This is a genomic window from Candidatus Margulisiibacteriota bacterium (assembly GCA_041658645.1).
GTDB lineage: Bacteria > Margulisbacteria > WOR-1 > O2-12-FULL-45-9 > XYB2-FULL-48-7 > JBAZZV01.
In genome coordinates, this window is sequence record JBAZZV010000001.1 from 1 (window position 1) to 18,808 (window position 18,808).

An 18,808-nucleotide genomic window follows, 5' to 3' on the forward strand; every position below is an offset into this window, starting at 1 on the left:
TTCTGCCAGCAGCCTGGCTAATACTTCTTTGATTTTCATCTTTTTACGTAGTTTCTTGAGGATTTGATCAGCGTAGCCCCAACCCCGCCCCCCAAAATCCTGCACACGATGTGGGTATATAGCCCAGACTTTAGAAACTGCCCGATCCTTGCTATACTTTAGCCATGATAGTCTTCCGTCTTTTGCACACCGTTTTTCTTTTTCTGCTGGTTTTTGTCAGCTATTTTATGGGGATTGCCATCGCGTTTTGTTTCCTCCCTTTTGTCCGGCCCTCGACCCGGCTCTTTCAGGCTGCCGCCCATTACTGGTCACTATTTCTTGGCCTTTTTTCCGGGATCAGGGTAGAAACTTCCGGGCTGGAGAACATCCCGTTGAACAAACCGCTGATCCTCGTCGCCAACCATCAGGGCGCGGCGGATATCCCGATCCTCCTGGGTTATTTGCCGGTCTATTTCCGCTTTGCCATCAAAAAAGAATTGTTCCAGGTCCCGGTCTTCGGCTGGTACCTGCGGCAGGCCGGCTATTTCCCGGTCGATCGCGCTGTTATCCTCTCGGCTTACAAAACAGTGGAAACGATCGTAGAAATATTGCAGTCGGGCGAATCGGTCATGGTTTTCCCGGAAGGGACGCGCAGCCGCGACGGCTCTCTCGGCAAGTTTAAAAGGGGCAGTCTGATGGCCGCACTCAAGTCCGGGGCGCCGATAATCCCGATCGCCATTTCCGGCAGTTACAACATCATGCCGAGAGGGACTTATCTGGTCAATCCCAGCCGGGTGAGGCTTTCCGTCGGCCAGCCGATCTACATTAAAGACGAAAAAGAGTATGACGAAAAAGTGGAAGCAGTAAGAAGCTCTATCGCCAAGATGCTGTCACCTAAGTCAATAGCGGAAGTATTTACAACAACGCCGTCAACGCTTCTTTGATCGAGGAGACACCGAGAACTGATATCTTTACCTTGCCTAATTCTTTCACGTTCGCTTTGGGAACGAAGATCCGCTTGAAGCCGAGTTTAGCCGCTTCGCCGACCCGCTGCTCGATCCGGCCGACCGAACGGATCTCACCTGACAGTCCGAGCTCGCCGACGATCACCGTTTCCGGGTCGACCGGCTTGTTCTGGTAGCTGGAACCGATCGCCAGGGCGATCGGCAGGTCCATCGCCGTCCCTTCGGCAACCACGCCGCCGGCGGCGTTCACGTAAATATCTTGCGTCGCCAGCTTTAAGCCGGCGTGCCTCTCCAGGACGGCAATGATCATCGCCGTCCGATTGTAATCGACCCCGGTCGTCTTCCGAGCCGGATACGGGAGCTTGGTGGGAGCAACCAGCGCCTGGATCTCGATCAGCATCGGCCGGGTGCCCTCGATCGCCGCCGTCACGACCGACCCGGGCGCATCAGTCGGCCGCTCGGAGAGGAAGATCCGCGACGGATCGGCCACCTCGATCAGCCCTTTCTCCTTCATTTCGAAGATCCCGACCTCGTTGGTCGAGCCGAAACGATTCTTGGTCACCCGGAGGATCCGGTACTGTTTATGCTGTTCCCCTTCAAAGTAGAGGACCGTATCGACAACGTGTTCCAGGATCCGCGGTCCGGCGATATTCCCCTCTTTGGTCACGTGACCGACGATAAAGATCGGGATCCCGGTCGCCTTGGCGATCCGGACCAGATAAGCGGCGCATTCGCGGACCTGCGCCACCGATCCCGGAGCGGAAGCAATATCTTCGCGAAAGATCGTCTGGATCGAATCGATGATGGCGATTTTTGGCTCCCCTTCCGTGATCGCTTGTTCGATCGCCATTAGGCTCGTTTCGGGATAAAGGAGAAGATTAGGCGACAAAGTTCCTAACCTTTCGGCCCTTAAGCGGATCTGGGTGGCCGACTCCTCGCCGCTGACATAGAGGACCTTCTCTTTTTTGCTCAACGCCTCGGCGATCTGCAGCATCATCGTCGATTTGCCGATCCCCGGCTCGCCGGAAACGAGGACGACCGAACCGGCAACCACTCCCCCACCAAGTACCCGGTCAATTTCGACGATCCCCGTCGCCTGCCGCTGGTCCTGCTTAAAATCTACGTTGGTAATGGAAATAGGTTTTTGTGAATTGGGATTTGTGTTTTGTATTTTGTTTGGATGTTTTCCGCCGAAGGCGGATCCGCCTCTGGCGGAGACGTTGGAGGTTTGAAGTTCTTCCACGAGTGTATTCCACTCCTGGCAGGCCGGGCATTGTCCGGACCAACGGGGAGAACCGAGGCCGCACGACTGGCAAACGAAGGAGGTTTCCGGCTTGGCCATTAGCGCCCGCTGGCCTGACTGGCCCGCCCGCTCTGTTTTTTGCTGCGGCGGGATCCGTCCAGGGTGGTCAGGTGGCGGCTAGACTCCAGTTGCGGCGCGAACTTGCGCGGCTTACCGGAAAAGTGGAGTTTGTCTTCCTTGGCATCGACTTTTATTTCGGTCCCGTAGCCAAAACGCCCTTTCAGGACCTCTTCGGAGAGCGGGTCTTCGATCTCGCTTTCGATGGCGCGCCGCAGCGGGCGGGCGCCGAACTTCGGATCGTAGCTCTTCTCAACCAGGAACTTGACCGCTTTTTTGCTCAAGTTAAGGTAGAGCCCCTTCTCTTCGATCCGGCGGTTGATCTCTTCGATCATCAGGGCAACGATCGTCTCCAAGTCTTCCTTGGCCAGCGGGTGGAAGACGATCATTTCGTCGACCCGGTTGAGGAACTCGGGGCGGAAGCTCTTTTTCAGTTGTTCGAGGACGATCTCTTTCATCTTGTCGTAGCCGGCATTGGCATCGGCCCGGGTGACAAAACCGATCGCCGTCTCTTTGCGGATCAAGTCGGCGCCGACGTTGCTCGTCATGATCAGGACGGCATTCTTGAAGTCGATCTCATGCCCCTGGGCGTCGGTCACTTTCCCCTCGTCAAGGATCTGGAGGAGGATGTTCATGACGTCGGGGTGCGCTTTCTCGATCTCGTCGAGCAGGACAACGGAATGGGGCCGCCGGCGGACCGGCTCGGTCAACTGCCCCCCCTCGCCAAAACCGACATAGCCGGGCGGGGAACCGATTAGGCGGGAAATGGTGTGCGACTCCAGGTATTCTGACATGTCGATCCGGATCATGGCGTCGACGTCGCCAAAGAGGAACTCGGCCAGCCGCTTGGCCAGCTCGGTCTTGCCAACCCCGGACGGGCCGAGGAAGATAAACGAGCCGATCGGCCGCCGCGGGTCTTTCATCCCGGTGCGGGAACGGCGGATCGAGCGGGAGATCGCTTTGATCGCCTCGTTCTGGCCGATCACCCGGCCGCCCAGTTCTTTTTCCATTTGTAACAGGCGCTCGGTCTCCGCGGCGGTCAACTGGGTGACCGGGACGCCGGTCCAGGCGGAAGCAACCTCGGCAATAATTTCTGAAGTGACCTCGGGGAGCTGCTCGCGGGGAATGTTGGCCAATTTGCCGGCCGCCGTTTCATACTGGAGCTTGAGCGTCTCTTCTTTGTCGCGTAATTGCGCCGCCTGCTCGTATTGCTGGGTCTCGACCGCTTTTTCTTTGTCCTGCCGGACGGCAGCCAACTCTTTAGTCAGTTCGACCAGCTCCGGCGGCGTCCCCGACGACTGGAGCCGGACGCGCGAGGCCGCTTCGTCGAGCAGGTCGATCGCTTTATCGGGGAGAAAACGGTCGGCAATGTAGCGGGCGGAGAGCCGCGCCGCCGCGACCAGGGCGTCGTCGCTGATCTTTAATTTATGGAACTCTTCGTAACGGGCGCGCAAACCTTTTAGGATCTCGATCGTCTCGGCGACTGACGGCTCACCGACCATGACCGACTGGAAGCGGCGCTCGAGCGCCGGGTCGGACTCGATCCGCTTGCGGAACTCGTCGATCGTCGTGGCGCCGATGCACTGGACTTCGCCGCGGGCCAGCGCCGGCTTGAGGATGTTGGCCGCGTCCATCGCCCCCTCGGCCGCCCCCGCCCCGATCAGGGTGTGGAGTTCGTCGATAAAGAGGATGACGTTGCCGTGGCGGATCACTTCGTCCAGGACCTTTTTCAGCCGTTCTTCGAACTCGCCCCGGTAGCGGGTCCCGGCGATCAGCAGTCCCATGTCAAGCGAGACTAAACGCTTGCCGAGCAGGGTGTGCGGAATGTCGCCGACAATTATCTTTTGGGCTAAGCCTTCGACGATCGCCGTCTTGCCGACCCCGGCTTCGCCGAGCAGGACCGGGTTGTTCTTGCGGCGGCGGGAGAGGATCTGAACGACCCGCTCGACTTCCTGGGCGCGGCCGACGACCGGGTCGAGTTTTTTATCGGCCGCCATCGCCGTGAGGTCGCGGCCAAACTGGTCAAGCAGCGGGGTTTTGCTGGCCCGGGCCGTTTTGCGGCCGCCGGGAGCTACCTCGCCAAGCAGGGAGACGATCTGGGCGCGGGCCGAGGCGGCAGTAATGCCGAGATCGGCCAGGACGGTACCAGCGATCCCGGTCCCTTCACGCAGGATCGAGAGAAAAAGATGTTCGACGCCGACGTAACTGTGGCCCAAACCCCGGGCCTCATCCCAGGCCAGTTCGATCACTTTTTTCGCCTGGGCATTAAAAGGGAGATCGGGCCCGCGCGGGGCGCGGGACTCCTGGCTCTGGGTCGCTTCTTCCAACCGCCCCCGCACCAGCTCCGGTTCCACCCGAAAATGGTCCAGAGTCTTGAAAACGATCGGTTCTCCTTCGCGCAGCATCCCGAGCAGCATATGCTCCGCCCCCAGGAAGCTGGAGTTAAGCCGCTTGGCCTCTTCCTGGGCGGCCATAATGACCCGGACGGCGCGTTCGGTAAAACGCTCGAACATGGCGCCATTATAGCACAAGATGAAAAAGATCCGCGGCTAAAGTTTCTGCGGCAGCGTTATTATGAAAGTCGTCCCCTGGCCGGGACGGCTTTTTACTTTGACCGAACCTTTGTGCTCCTCAATGATCCGGAGCGTGATCGGGAGTCCCATGCCGGTCCCGGTCATCTTGGTGGTAAAGAACGGATCAAACAGGCTCTTTAAGTTCTCTTCATTGATCCCCTCGCCGGTGTCGGTCACTTCGATAAAAATGACCGGCAGCGGCTTGACCATCTCCTCTTCCTCGCCCCAGACCATCTCTTCGCCCAGCTTGGTCCCTTTGCGGCTCCGGATCTTGCCGAGCTTGACCACTTCGCCGACGTCGCTCTTGACGATCAGCTCGCCGCCCTTGGCCTGCATCGACTCGATGGCATTCTTGATGATATTGACGAAGGCCTGCGAGAGCTGGCCGGCGTCGCCCGAGATCTCGGGGAGCTCGGCCATCTTCTTGGTCACGCTGACGTTGTACTTTTTGCATTCGCTCTCAAAAAGGAGGAGGACCTCTTCCAGCAGCGCGTTGACATCGACCCGGGTCAGCTCCGGTTTCATCGGCCGGCCAAACTTAAGGAGCGACTCGGCGATCCGGTTGATCCGCTCGATCTCGGTCGGGATGATCTGGGAAAACTTGTCGCGGAACTCCTTGTCGTCCCATTTTTGCTGTAACAACTGGGTAAAGGTCCGCAGGGAAACGAGCGGGTTTTTGATCTCATGTGCCATGCCGGCCGCCATCGTCCCCAGCGAGGCGAGCTTCTCCGAGAGGATCAGCCGCTCCTGGCTGTCGCGCAGGTCGCGCGTCATCTGGTTGAAAGCGGTCGCCAGCCGGCCGATCTCGTCGACCGAATTGACCGAAATGTGATAGCCGAGCTCGCCGCGCGAGACCGCCTCGGTGCCGAGGGTCAGCGCCTTGATCGGCCGCTCGATCGAGCGGGCGAAAAAGATCCCGGTCAGCGCCGTCAGGATCATCCCGGCGATGACAAAGAGGAGCGAATTGCTCTCGAGCAAGCGCATGTCAAAATAAGCCAGCGGCCTCGGCTCCTCGACCACCACCCCCAACCCGTATTTGGGGATCGGCACGTAGGCCCCGACGACCGTCGCGTTAAGCTCGTCGCGGAACTCGCCCGCCCCGCTTTGGCCTTCCAGCAGCCGGTTGACCCCTTCGTTCGCCCGGAGGTTCTCCCGCTGCAGGGCGCGCTTGCGGTCGGGATGGGCGACCAGCTCTCCCCGGTTATTGACGACAAAGATGACGCCGCTCGCGGCGAGCTCGACTTGCGAGATGAGCACCTGGAGCTTTTCCGGCGTCGGCGCCTCGGGGCTGGCCGCGATCTGGCCGGCGATATTCTGGGCGACCTTCAAGTAGGTCGCCTTGATGTATTTGGAGAGGGCGGTCTTGCTGATATTGATCGTGGCCAGGGTCGTCGCTTCGAAGAGGATAACGATCAGGAGAATGAAGATGAGGACTAGTTTGAACAGGATGCGGGTCCTAAGGAAACGGAGCGGGGAAAAGGCTTCCGGCGCGTCGGGCGAGACGAGCTCGCTTAGTAGCAGTCCGAGACTGGAGATGAGGAGCAAGATCCAGGAGGCGAGCAGGTAACCGGCCTCACCGAAACGAATGTAGAGGAAGGAAGAGAACAACGCCGCCAGGACGAGCATGACCGAACCGCCGGCGTATAAGGCAAGGGCCCGCCGGCCGCCAGCGCTGGCCAGGGCCGAGCCGAAATAAAAAATCGCCAGCAAGGCCCACATCAGGGCAAAGAACGGCTTGACCGGGACCCAGTGGGAAAAATAGACGATCGGCTCGATGATCCCTTCGCGGAAGACGAGATTGACGCTGGAAGAAAGGACTCGGGCAATGAGGGCGGCAACCCCCAGGCCGATCAGCAGGGAGAGCCAGTGGCCGAAACGGACCTTAAAGCGTTCGACCAAAAAGAGCCAGACGAAGAGGCCGCCGAGGAGAATGCTGATCGCAACGATCTTCTGGGCGACGATCAGGTCAGCCAGCGGGCGCCCCAGGTTGTTCATTAGCTGGGAACTCAAGACAGCCGCGATGTAAGAAAAACTGGCCAGAAAGACCAGGCCTAAAAAGAGGTCCTTGCGGCTCCGTTTAGCGAGAGCGTTCCAGAGGAAGGTCAGCCCGCCGGAGAACAATATCCCGACGGTAAAGATCTCCATGAAAATACTAATGATCGTTAATGTTGAGAACATTATTTATATACCGCCAGGGTCGTTTCGCCGGCCGCCAGGCCGCCGACCAAATTGGTCACCTGGATCGGGACAAGATAGGTCCCCGGGGAGACCCCCGCCGGTAAGGCGAACTGGATCGTCCAGAGATCGTCATTGGCCGCCTTGTCGCCGCGCAGGCCGTCGTTCAACAGGCCGACCCGGTCAGGCAAACCAAACTGCCGGAGATCGGCCAAGACGGCGGCCACATCGGCCAGCCGGCCCGGATTATCGACCCTGACGCTAATTGTAACGGATGATCGGCCATCTGCCAAGACCCGATTAGGCTGGCAGCGCGCCTCCAGAATGAGCGGGTTTTTCCTGATGTCGAGCGTCGTCTTGGCCAGTGCCAGCCACCCCTTCTTGTTGGCCACGGCCACTGGGATATCCTTGAAGCCGAGGTCGATCTTTTGCGAAACGCTGGTCTGCAGCGTGTAGACACCGTCGCCCGATCTCTCATCGCCAAAGAGGCCGTTGTCGACCAGCATCGTGTTGGCCAGGCGGCCGATCGAGCTAAGGTCGGCGCGGACGCCGGCGATATTGAGCAACCCCGACGGGTCATCGACCGAAGCGACCACCTCGACCACGGTCCGGCCGTCGGGCGGCACTTTTTTCGGCAGCGCCCTAACATAGTTGATGGTCGGCGTCAGGCGGACCCGATTGACCTTAGTGACGTCGTAGCCGACCGTCCAGGAGAAGAGCTCGCCGATCTTCTGTTTCATGAAATCGGTCGCCGAGATCAGCATGACCGCTTCGCCCTTGGTCAGCGTCTCTTCCGCCGCGGCCGGCTTGGCGGCCGCGGCCGCGCCGCTCCCCAGGCCGGCCAGGACCAGCGCCGCCAGGAGGAGGCCGAGGCAATATTTATTCAATGGTTGGCGTGGGGCGTTCATTTCTGCACTTTCAGGACACGGAAAAGCTTGTCCCCCTCTTCTTTGGAAACGGGCGCGTTGGGCCGGAAGGTGCCGTCCGGGAAGCCGCGCAGTAGGTCCCAATCCAGGACGAGCTTAATGTAGGGGGCGCGCGGATCGTCGCGTTTGACGTCGGAGAAGAGGTCCCGGTCAACCTTGGGGAGCGGCAGGCCGGTCGACTTGGCCAGCCAGGTCGCTAGTTCGCCGCGGGTGATACTGGCGTCGAGCCGGAACTCCGCCTCGGCCGTCACTTCGATCACCCCGAGGGTAACCAGTTCTTCGACCTTCTTTTTCTTCTGGGCCATCTCCTGCTGCTTCTTCTTCAGCGCTTCTTTCTCGGCCTCGGACTTGGCCCGGTCGAGCTGCTGCTTAAGCTCTTTCTCTCCGGCCAAATTAACTTTGGCCTGGCGGAGGACCTTGTAGGTCCAGGTCTTCTTGTCCCCTTCGTAACGCGCTTCGACGATAATTAAATTTTTCTCCAGCTTGAGCGGCACCATGACCCGGAAGGTATTATCGGCGGCCGTGGCGGCACGCAGGCCGTTGATATAGACCTCGACCCCCGGCTTGACCTGGCCGAATATTTCTATCTTATCCTCGTAAGTAACAATGTTATCGGCCAGCGAGAACTTCTCGAACGCCTCTTCGAGCAACAGGCCGGGCCGGTCGAGATCAAGCTGTTTGAGGACGATCCAGTCCTTCGGGAAGTACAGAGCGGAAAAATAGAATATTCCTTCGTCGCGCAGCGGCTCGTGAGCGGCGACCAGGTCGATCCCCCACGCTTCGGTCCGGTAACCACAGCCAAAGTTCAGGTTGTAAGCGCTGCCGCCCGGCTTGGACTGGCCCATGATGCCGGTGCGGAAATAATAGGTCTTGTTGACCCCCCACTCGCCGCCGAGCCGGAGGAGCGCCCCGCTGCCATTGACCAGGTCAAGCTCCCCGCCGAGCGTTAACTCGCGCCCTTCCAGGACGAGCGGCGCCCCCAGGTCGCCGATGACCCGGGCGGCTGTGCCGAACTTAAGGGTGGAGGGGATCCCTTCCACGCCGCCGACATCCCACCTGATCTCGCCGCCGCCGAGCATTTTAGCCGGCAGGATATTTTGCGCCGTCGCACCCACCGACCACCAGTCTTTGTATTTCCAGAGCCAGCCAAGGTCCATGTCCCAGCCGGACGCCGAACGATCGCGCTGGGTGGTCCGCCGGAGCGTTTCCCCCAGCAACCCCTTCAGGCTAAAGCCGACCCCCATCCGCTGAAAAGCCTCGTCACGGTTATAGAGGGCAGGAATAAAATTGAGCTTGCTGCCATAGGCGAGGAGAACGATGTTACTGTTGGAATTAGCCACGCCGCCTAACGGGTCCGGGATATCGGTCAGGCGCTGGTTGATGACCGCCAGGCCAAGTGAGGAGCCAAAGCCGGTCGGATAAGCCTGGAGGGCGACGATATCTTCGAAACCTTTGAGGGTAAGCGAGATCCCTTTGGCCCAGGCGAGCCCGCCGGGATTATACAGGGCAGTATTGACGTCATCAGCCAGGCCGGTAAAGGCCCCGCCGAAACCGAGCGGCCGGGCCCCTATTTCGAGCCGGAGCGGGTTGAGGCCGAGCTCGGCCAGCTGGCCAAAGGCGCTGCCGGCAAAACAGCAACCGGCCAGCAAGACTATCAACAGCCGAAGACGTTGCGCCTGCATCACTTCACGACCAGAAGGGTGGTTTGGGCGGTACCTTCCCAACCGAGCTTATCCGTGGCGGACAACCAGAAAGTCTTGGTCCCGGCCGACAACGGATCGAAAGAGAGATTGAGCGCGTAGATCAGGTCGTTTGGCGTGTCGTCGCCGCCGGTTCCGTCGTCATACATCTCGGCGTCGGCCAGGCCGCCGATCGAGGATAGGTCTACTTTGACCTTGGCCAGCGGGGCGAAAACCTCGCGCGAAGCGAGCTCGGCCCGCAGCCTGATCTTGGCCCCAGGTTTCAGCCCGACCTCGGCCGGTAAGACGGCAAAAGAGACGACCCGCGGAGCGACATTGAGACCGCATAATCGCTCTGGACCATAACCGTTCTCAAAATCGGAGAGATAGCGGATCCCCCATTGGGCGGCGGAGAAACGGGCAACCAGGGTCGCCGCTTCCGCCCGGGTGATCGCTCGTTCCGGGTCATAAACCATGACATCCTTGGAAACACCGATCACCAGCCCGCCTTCGCGGGCGGTGTAGATCGGCGCCGCTCCCCGCTCCTGCTGCGGCACGTCCCGGAAGAACGAAGTGATCTTGGCGACGATGCCGAGGCCTTCGGTCTTGATGGCGATCTCGGCCGCTTCGCGTCTCGAGATCGGGTCGTCCAGCCCGAACATCTCGGTAGAATACGGCGGCATGTAGCCGGCGGCGGTGATCGCTTTAACGTAAGGAGCTCGCCACTGCTCTTTCGGCACGTCGAAAAAAACGTCGACCTCGAGCGTGGGGACAGGGAGTTTTTTCGCTTTAGCCAGCCAGGTGGCCAGCTCGCCGCGGGTCACCGGATTGCCGGGATAGAAATTGCCGTCGGGATAACCTTCGATCATGCCAAGCGTGGCCAGATAGACGATCGGTCCGCGCGCCCAGTGCTTTTTCCCTTCGTAGGCCTGTTCGATATCGGGAAAAGTAACCAGGCGGAGGACGCGCACCGTTTTTCCGCCCGCTTCGATCCGGTTCTTCCCCTTGTTCAGGACGAGCCCGCAGCTGAAGCTTCCGTCGCTCTTGGCGGTAAAGCTGGTGTTGTTGATCAGTAACGGCGCGGAGGGCGCGCTCTGGCCCTGCAGCATGACGACCGGGGAAAAGGTGACGAACTTATCGGGGGGATTAAAAAGAGTAACTTCCGCCCAGCCGGCTGTAGCCAGGACCGGCAAACAGAGGAGCCAGAGAAACTTACTCATTGGCAGTTATTTTAACATATGTTATAGTAATGTAAAATGCTATTAAAATCCCTGACTCTGCGCGGCTTTAAGACCTTCGCTGATAATACCGAGATCAGCTTAAGTCCTGAAGCAAGGATCACGGCCGTGGTCGGCCCGAACGGCTGCGGCAAGAGCAATGTTATGGACGCCGCTCGTTGGGTCCTCGGCGAGGACAATCCGCGGGAGCTGCGCGTCGGCGCCCTCTCCGACATTATTTTTGCCGGCACCGACCACCGCCGCCCCCTCTCGCTGGCCGAAGTCACTATGCTCTTCGATAACAGCTCCGGCAAGCTCCCGGTCGCCTTCAGCGAAGTGGCGATCAAGCGGCGGACCTTCCGCGAAGGGGAGAGCGAATTCTCGATCAACAAAAACCTCTGCCGCCTCAAGGATATCCGCGACCTCTTGCTCGACACCGGCCTTGGGGAAGGTTCCTATTCGATCATTACCCAGGGCCAGGTCGACGCCATCCTCTCCAGCAAAGGCGAGGAACGGCGCGCGGTCTTCGAAGAAGCGGCCGGGATCAATAAATACAAAACGCGCAAAGTGGCCGCCGAGCGGAAACTGATCGCCGCGGAACAGAACCTCCTCCGGATCAACGACCTCAAGGTTGAGGTTGGCGAACACCTCATTACCCTCGAGGAACAGGCCCGCCGGGCGCGCGAGTACCTCGAGCTGCAGGGCCAGGTCAAGGAGACCGAGATCGGCCTGTGCAAGAAGCTCCTCGGCGGAATACTGGAAAAGAAGGTCAAGCTCGAGGCCGACCTGGCCCAGGCCAGGCAGGCCAGCGCCGAGAAGGTGGCCGCGGAACAACAGGACGAGACCGAGCTGAACAACCGGCGTGAAGAGCTGCGCCGCCTCGAGATCGAGACCGACGAATCATTGGCTAGCTTCGACACCGAAAAAGACCGCCTCCGCGACCTGGAGCTGAACCGGCGCTTCCTGGCCGGCGAGATCGAGCGGGCGGAAAGAAGCGGCTTGGAGCTGGTCGCCAAGCAGGCCGACCTGCAACGTAAGATTGACCAGCTCACGGCCAACAGCGGCGAGAACAATGCCTCACATTTAAATATTGGGAATGCCGGGGAAACGTTCGAGCTCCTCCTCCAGCAAACCCGGCAACTTTTTGCCCTGTTAGCCGAGATCGCCGCCTGCTTCGGACAGATGCTCCCCTACCAACTGCTCGAAAGCAAAGAAGTGGAAGCGACCCGCCAACTGCAGCTCGACCTGCTGGCCGGGGAAAGCGCTCGTTTGGCCGAAGCGCTGGAACGGAACCACTTTAGCCTGCAGGCCCACCGGAACGAACTGGCCACTCTCGCCGGCGGCGCCGCCGAGACCAAGACGACCTTGGCCGAGCGGGTGGCCGCCTTGAAAACACAACGCGAAGCTCTGCGCGCCCAGATCTTCGCCCTGGAAGAGAAGCGGCACGGCGATGAGAAGCTGGAACGGGAAAAAGGGGAAGCGGCCGCGAGCCTCGAGATCGCCCTGGCCAAGCTGGAAGGCGAGGTCATCGGTATCGGAGAGAAACTCTCGGCCGAGTATAACCTCTCTCTCCCCGAGACCCTCGCGCTCCCCTACACGGTCAGCAACGTGACCAAGGCAAAAACGGATGTCGAGGCGGGAAAACGCCGCCTGCGCGAACTGGAACCGGTCAACCTCTTGGCGATCGAGGAGTTTGACCGGAGCCGCGAGCGGCTGACCTTCCTGGAGGCGCAGCTGGCCGACCTCAACGCCGCCCGGGAGAATTTACAGAATTTGATCGTCGAACTCGATACCCGGGCCGAAGAGAGTTTCGGCCAGACGATGCGCCAGCTCTCCGAAGTTTTTTCCGCGACCTTTGCCAAGCTCTTTGCCGGCGGCGAAGCCCGCATCACCCTGACCCAGGGAGTGGCCTCGCTGGAGGCAGAAATTGAGATCGCCGTCCGGCCGAACGGCCGGCGCTGGCTCTCCCTCTCGCTCCTCTCCGGCGGCGAGCGTTCGCTCTGCGCCATCGCCATCCTCTTCTCGCTGCTGAAGATCCGTCCGGCACCGTTCTGTTTCCTGGACGAGGTTGACGCGGCGCTCGACGAAGCCAATATCGGCCGCTTTACCGAATTGCTCCGGGATTTCTCGGACTCCACCCAGATGATCGTCATCACCCATAACAAGCGGACGATGGCGGCGGCCGACAACATTTACGGCGTGACCATGGAAGAGCCGGGAGTCTCGAAAATAATTTCGATGAAACTGGCTGAAGCGGCGGCCAAATGAAACGCGCTAAGCTGGCGGCATTACTTGCCCTGGCTTTTATTCTCGGCAGCGCCGCCTGGCTGGCCGCAGCCCAGACCAGCGAAGAAGCGGCCACATCCGCCACCCCGCCCGCCGCGCTCTGGGGGAAGAACGGCCTGGAGATCTGCAATACTCCGGGCAATACCATCCAGCAAAACCCTCAACTCCGCCCGGCGAGCGACGGCAATCTTCTGCTCGCCTGGGAAGACGGACGTTTCGGCTACACCGCCATCTACGTCGAGAAGCTCTCTCCGGCAGGCGAGAAACTCTGGGCCGAGGCCAGCGTTAGTTTGGGCCGGAACGGCAACCAGAATAGCCCCCAACTGATCGACGACGGTCTCGGCGGCCTGATCGTGACCTGGCAAGAGTATCGTAGCGGCAATGCCGACATCTTCGCCCAGCGTTTCAACTCGCGCGGCACCCCGCTCTGGGGCGAGAACGGCCTAGTGGTCTGTAAGGCCGCCGCCGGACAATTCGCCCCCAACCTGGCCAGCGACGGCGCGGGCGGCGCCATCATTACCTGGCATGATTACCGGAGCGGCAGCGGTGAAGATATTTATGCCCAGCGGGTCAATGCCTCCGGGCTCCCGCTCTGGCTCTCCGACGGCCTCCCGGTCTGCACGGCCGCCGGCACGCAATGGTATCCCAAGATCGCCTCCGACGGGGCCGGCGGGGCGATCATCGTCTGGGCCGACGGGCGGAACAGCGCCGCCGACAACAACATTTACGGCCAGCGGCTTGACGGGAACGGCCAGGCGCTCTGGGAAAAGGAGGGAATCCCGCTCTGCGCCGCGGCGCAGAACCAGGAGCGGCCGCTTATCCTCCCGGTTGATAAAGGATTTATCCTCGCCTGGCACGACAGCCGGAACGGTAATGTCGATATCTACGCCCAAAAGATCGACCTGGCCGGCGCTCCGCTCTGGGACGAGGATGGCGTGGCGGTCACGATCGCTCCCTTCAACCAAAATGACCCCCGCCTGGCCGATGACGGCAACGGCGGCGCAGTGGTCGCCTGGAGCGACGGCCGCGAAGAAGAAACCGTCATCTACACCCAGCGGGTCAGCAACACGGGAAAAACAGAGTGGGAGGAGAACGGACGCCGCCTCGCCCAGGCCACCGGCCGGCAGGAGCATGCCGAGATCGTCAAACTGAAAACGAGCGACTGGGTCGTCGTCTGGGAAGACAGCCGCAAGGGTTACCCTCTCCTTTTCACCCAGAAGATCAACAACTCCGGCCTGCCGCTCTGGTCGGAAGCGGGGAACCTGGTCGCCGGCAGCAATCGCCCCCAAGAAAAACCAGTTCTGGCGGTCACAACCGCGGGCGAGCTGGCGCTCGCCTGGCAGGACAAGCGCTCCGGCAATTATGACATTTTCGGCCAGAGGCTGACAGTTAACGATGGTCTTCGCAGCTGGGGTGAGAAGGGCCTGGGCCTAGCAGCGGCGCCCGGCTTGGTCCTCCACCAAAATGCCAGCCTGGTCAACGCCAGCGGGGGAAATCTTATCTTAGTCTTTGAAGACGCCCGCTCCGGTTATCTCAATATCTACGCCCAGAAGATCGACCGCGAAGGGACCCTCTTCTGGGGGAAGAACGCCCTGCCGGTCGCCAAGGTCCAGGCTGACCAGCTGAACCCGCAGGCGGTCAGTGACGGTTCGGGCGGCGTGATCGTCGCCTGGGAAGACAGCCGCAATCCGCAGGGGACCCAGATCTACGCCCAGCATATCGGCAGCGACGGCCGCAAGCTTTTCGCCGGGGGGAGCCTCCCCCTGACCGAGATCAAGTCGCGTCAGGAGAAGCCGGTCATCGCTTCCGACGGCGGCGGTGGCGCGATCGTCATCTGGGAAGACGAGCGCAACACCCTTAGCCTGAAAGATCTTTACGGCCAGCGCCTCTCCGGCAGTGGAGACCTCCTCTGGGGGAAGAACGGGGCCGCGGCCTGCGGCGAGAACGGCGACCAGATCGAGGCAAATATGATTATTGACGGCCGGAAAGGGATCATCCTGACCTGGTCCGACTACCGCCGGGGGGAACGGAACCCCGACATCTACGCTTTGCGGCTCGACGGGAGCGGCAAAGCGCTTTGGAACAAGGAGGGGGTCATGGTCTGCGGCGCCCCTGACATCCAGCGCAACCCGAAGATATCGAGTGACGGCGCCGGCGGCGCGGTCATCGTCTGGACCGACAAGGGAGGCGGCAGCTACGACATTTACACCCAGCGGCTCGACGCGGCAGGGAAGACCCTCTGGCTGACTGACGGGATACCGATCAACCAGGCGCCGCGCACCCAGCAGAATCCGCAGCTCTGCGACAACTCGATCCTCGTCTGGGAAGATTACCGCTACGGCAACTGGGATATTTTCGCCGCGGCCATCTCGGCCCAGGGGAAATTGACCTGGGGGGAAGATGGCATGCCGGTCGCTTCACTGCCGCTGACGCAATACGCGCCGCAAGCCATCTGCTGGAAAGACGGCGGGATCATCGTCACCTGGGAAGATTACCGCAACGGCCGGCAGTACGAGATCTTTTATCAGGGGTTGACTGGCCGCGGGCAGCCGCGCTGGATCGCCAACGGTTTACAGGTGAAGACAACCAACGGGGCGCGCGCGCCGAAAATACTCGGCCAGCCGGGGAGCTCCTCTTTCATTATCATCTGGGAAGATTACACCGGGGGCGGTAAAGCCCTCTTCGGCCAGCGCTTCAGCCTCGACTAACCTCGGTTAGCTTTTTTCTTTAACTCCGCCGCCATATCCGTTTTTTCCCAGGGCAAGTCAAGTTCCGGCCGGCCAAAATGGCCGTAAGCCGCGACCTGCTTGTAGATGGGCCGCCGCAATTTAAGGTGCTTGATGAGCAGCCCGGGGCGGAGGTCAAAGGTTTCGTCAACCAGCTTGGCGATCTTGCTGTCCGGGATCTCCCCCGTGCCGAAAGTATCGACCATGACCGAGAGCGGCCGGGCGATACCGATAGCGTAAGCAATCTGCACTTCGCACTTGGTCGCCAGCCCGGCGGCCACGATGTTCTTCGCTACCCAGCGGGCGGCATAACTGGCCGAGCGGTCGACCTTGGTCGGGTCCTTGCCGGAGAAAGCGCCGCCGCCGTGGCGGGCGTAGCCGCCGTAGGTATCGACGATGATCTTGCGGCCGGTCACCCCGGTGTCCCCCTGCGGACCGCCAATGACAAAACGGCCAGTCGGGTTAACATAATACTTGATCTGGTCATCGACCAGCTCCGCCGGCAGGACCGGCAGGACGACCCGCTCCAGGATCTCCTGCTGCAGGACCTTGGTATCGGTATCCGGCGCGTGCTGCGCCGCGATCAGGACGGTGTGGATGCGGACCGGCTTATCGTCCTCATATTCGATCGTGACCTGCGACTTGCCGTCGGGGCGGAGGTAAGAGAGCTCTCCGGTCTTCCTGACCTCGGCCAGCTTTTGCGCCAGGCGGTGGGCCAGGGTGATCGGCAGCGGCATCAGCTCGGGGGTTTCGTCGCAGGCAAAACCGAACATCAACCCCTGGTCGCCGGCACCCAGTCTTTCCAGGTCTTCCTTAGTCACTTCCCCACCCTTGATCTCGAGGGCGGTATCGACACCGCGGGCGATATCCTTGGATTGTTCCTTGATCGAGACGAGGACACCGCAGGTCTCGTAGTCAAAACCGTATTTGGCGCGGGTGTAGCCGCAGTCCTTGATCGCTTCGCGGACGATGGCGGGGATCTCGACGTAGCAGCCGGTCGTCACTTCGCCGGCCACGACGCAGAGGCCGTTGGTGACCAGCGTTTCGACCGCGATCCGGGCGGGCGGGTCCTTGGCAATGATAGCATCGACGATCGAATCGGAAACCTTATCGCAAACCTTATCCGGATGGCCTTCGGTCACAGACTCCGAGGTAAACAGGTACTTCTTCTTCATTTTCTTTGCCTCCCTCATACGAGCGGACAAGCTCGAGTTAATGAATACCAAATTCACTATAACATAAACTGGTTAACCTGGCAAATAAAAAGGCCCCGGTGTTACCCGGGGCCTTAAATAAATCAGCCTAGACCGCAACGTCGGTTATTAGAACCGGCGCGGGCGATCGTTGCCGCGACTTTCAGTCCGCGGTTTGGCTTCGTTACAGGTGATCTCCCGATCGCCCCATTTGAATCCGCTCATCGCGGCAATGGCTTTTTCAGCGTCGGAATCTTCCATGTCGACGAAACCGAAACCTTTGGACTTACCGGTGAACTTGTCGTTCACCACGCGGGCCGAAATGACGTTGCCGAATTCGCTGAAGCGCGAAGACAGCTCGGCGTCATTAACGGACCAGGGCAAATTGCCCACAAAAATACTTTTCATCAGATGTTTCTCCCTTTATTTATTTCTCTGCGATTAACGGTATGTGAGGCCAACATAAGAGGGCATCAACATGATCTAAGCTGCAGAATCTCAAGATCTCATCACCATTAACTTCGACTGGTCTAGTATAGCAAACCCGGTCCGGTTTTGTCAAGCCCCATTTTTCCCTTATAAAGAGCGGCCCCGCTCTTTGAGCCAGACCCGTTCGGTATTATACCCTGGGAGGAGCCGCTCAACCTCCGCCCAAAAGCGCCGGGAGTGGTTCGGTTGGACAAGATGAGCAAGTTCGTGGGCGACGACATAATCGAGGACGCTCAAAGGAGCGCGAGCCAGCCGGTCCGAGAAATTGAGGCTCCCCTGCCGGCTGCATGAACCCCATCTTTTGGCCGCCCGGGATAAGCGGACCCTTTGCGGCCGATACCCTCCCCTGGCCGAAAAGAGCTCGACGCGCTCCCTTACTATATGTAAGAAGGACTCCCGCTCCGCGGGGGTTAACGGAACATGCGTAACGCGTAACGAGTAACGCGTAACGCGTTCGATCTGCCGTTCGATCCACCCCTTATGCCGGGCGATCATTTCGGCGATCATGGCATGGGGAGCGCGGTGCGGCGCGCGGACAACCAAAGTCGCTTGAGGGGTAATCTCTAAAGCTATACTGCGGCGGCGGGAGCGGATTATCTGGTGGAGCATTTTAGTTTCAGCGCCGTTTCCGGATCGAATAGCCGAAATGGCCGAGTTCTTTTCCCAGGGCGTAATACTTGCCATGGGAGTAACAGATCAGTTCCGCCTGGTCGAGGCGAAGGGCCCCTTTATTATCAATATATTTTTTATCGGCATGGATACAGAGGACCTTGGCCAGGAACATATCGTGGCTCCCCAGCTTTTTGATCTCCGTAACTTTGCATTCAATATTGATCGGGCTCTCGGCTAGCAGCGGCGCCTTGACCTTGCTCGCCGGGAGGAGGTTCAAGTGAAGCTCCTTCGCTTTATTGATGTCGCGGCCGGACTTAACGCCGCAGTAATCGGCCGCCCGCGTCAATTCTTTGGTCGTTAAATTAATAACGAATTCTCCCGTTCGCTTGATGATCCCGTGCGAAAGGCGTGACGGGCGGATCGAAACATAGGTCATCGGCGGGTTGGTACAGATATTCCCGGTCCAGGCGATCGTGATCAGGTTGTATTCGGCCGGCACCGCGCCGCAGCTGACTAAAACCACCGGCGCTGGGTAAAGCATGTTCCCTTCTTTCCAGATTGCTTTGCTCATGATGGACGATTATAGCACAGCACCAACGCCCGGACTCGCACCATGGATGTTTTTCGC

13 protein-coding genes are annotated in these 18,808 nt (G+C 60.0%); 3 read left to right on the forward strand and 10 right to left on the reverse strand.

Annotated features, from left to right (window positions below; translation table 11 throughout):
* Nucleotides 1-164 precede the first annotated feature (164 nt).
* Entirely contained in the window at nt 165-923 is a 759-nt protein-coding gene (locus WC903_00005; protein ID MFA5892339.1) for a lysophospholipid acyltransferase family protein, read from the forward strand.
* On the opposite strand, the gene radA is transcribed toward WC903_00005, so the two are convergent.
* From radA to WC903_00035, 6 genes are read right to left on the reverse strand one after another with little or no spacing between them, the layout of a single operon-like run.
* A complete protein-coding gene (gene radA, locus WC903_00010) occupies nt 895-2,286 on the reverse strand; it encodes a DNA repair protein RadA (GenBank protein ID MFA5892340.1) in 1,392 nt (463 codons plus the stop codon). The two genes, WC903_00005 and radA, sit on opposite strands and share 29 nt — an antisense overlap.
* Nucleotides 2,286-4,817, reverse strand: coding sequence for an ATP-dependent Clp protease ATP-binding subunit (locus tag WC903_00015; GenBank protein ID MFA5892341.1), 2,532 nt, complete (start codon nt 4,815-4,817; stop codon nt 2,286-2,288). The genes radA and WC903_00015 overlap by 1 nt, the downstream gene beginning before the upstream one ends.
* Before the next feature lie 36 nt (nt 4,818-4,853).
* Complete coding sequence (locus WC903_00020; protein MFA5892342.1) at nt 4,854-7,055, reverse strand: ATP-binding protein; 2,202 nt, start codon at nt 7,053-7,055, stop codon at nt 4,854-4,856.
* On the reverse strand, nt 7,055-7,960 hold the full coding sequence (locus tag WC903_00025) for a hypothetical protein (GenBank protein ID MFA5892343.1): 906 nt from the start codon (nt 7,958-7,960) through the stop codon (nt 7,055-7,057). Before WC903_00025 ends, WC903_00020 begins: the two co-directional genes overlap by 1 nt.
* Nucleotides 7,957-9,660 carry an S-layer homology domain-containing protein gene (locus tag WC903_00030; GenBank protein MFA5892344.1) on the reverse strand — a complete coding sequence of 568 codons (1,704 nt, stop codon included), beginning with the start codon at nt 9,658-9,660 and terminating at the stop codon, nt 7,957-7,959. Before WC903_00030 ends, WC903_00025 begins: the two co-directional genes overlap by 4 nt.
* Nucleotides 9,660-10,877 (reverse strand): S-layer homology domain-containing protein, encoded by a 1,218-nt coding sequence (locus tag WC903_00035; protein MFA5892345.1) that lies wholly within the window; start codon nt 10,875-10,877, stop codon nt 9,660-9,662. Before WC903_00035 ends, WC903_00030 begins: the two co-directional genes overlap by 1 nt.
* A gap of 36 nt (nt 10,878-10,913) precedes the next feature.
* Here WC903_00035 and WC903_00040 point away from each other — a divergent pair, with 36 nt between their 5' ends.
* Complete coding sequence (locus tag WC903_00040) at nt 10,914-13,142, forward strand: AAA family ATPase (GenBank protein MFA5892346.1); 2,229 nt, start codon at nt 10,914-10,916, stop codon at nt 13,140-13,142.
* Nucleotides 13,139-15,868: a hypothetical protein gene (locus WC903_00045; protein ID MFA5892347.1), complete on the forward strand. Its 2,730-nt coding sequence runs from the start codon at nt 13,139-13,141 to the stop codon at nt 15,866-15,868. Before WC903_00040 ends, WC903_00045 begins: the two co-directional genes overlap by 4 nt.
* Here WC903_00045 and metK read toward each other — a convergent pair.
* The 4 genes from metK to WC903_00065 all read right to left on the reverse strand — a co-directional run bounded on the left by metK (nt 15,865) and on the right by WC903_00065 (nt 18,751).
* Nucleotides 15,865-17,061: a methionine adenosyltransferase gene (metK, locus tag WC903_00050; protein MFA5892348.1), complete on the reverse strand. Its 1,197-nt coding sequence runs from the start codon at nt 17,059-17,061 to the stop codon at nt 15,865-15,867. The genes WC903_00045 and metK overlap by 4 nt on opposite strands.
* 147 nt (nt 17,062-17,208) lie before the next feature.
* Complete coding sequence (locus tag WC903_00055) at nt 17,209-17,490, reverse strand: RNA-binding protein (protein MFA5892349.1); 282 nt, start codon at nt 17,488-17,490, stop codon at nt 17,209-17,211.
* Between the two features lie 165 nt (nt 17,491-17,655).
* A complete protein-coding gene (locus WC903_00060; GenBank protein ID MFA5892350.1) occupies nt 17,656-18,177 on the reverse strand; it encodes a M48 family metallopeptidase in 522 nt (173 codons plus the stop codon).
* Between the two features lie 7 nt (nt 18,178-18,184).
* Nucleotides 18,185-18,751 (reverse strand): flavin reductase family protein, encoded by a 567-nt coding sequence (locus WC903_00065; GenBank protein MFA5892351.1) that lies wholly within the window; start codon nt 18,749-18,751, stop codon nt 18,185-18,187.
* Nucleotides 18,752-18,808: the final 57 nt, after the last annotated feature.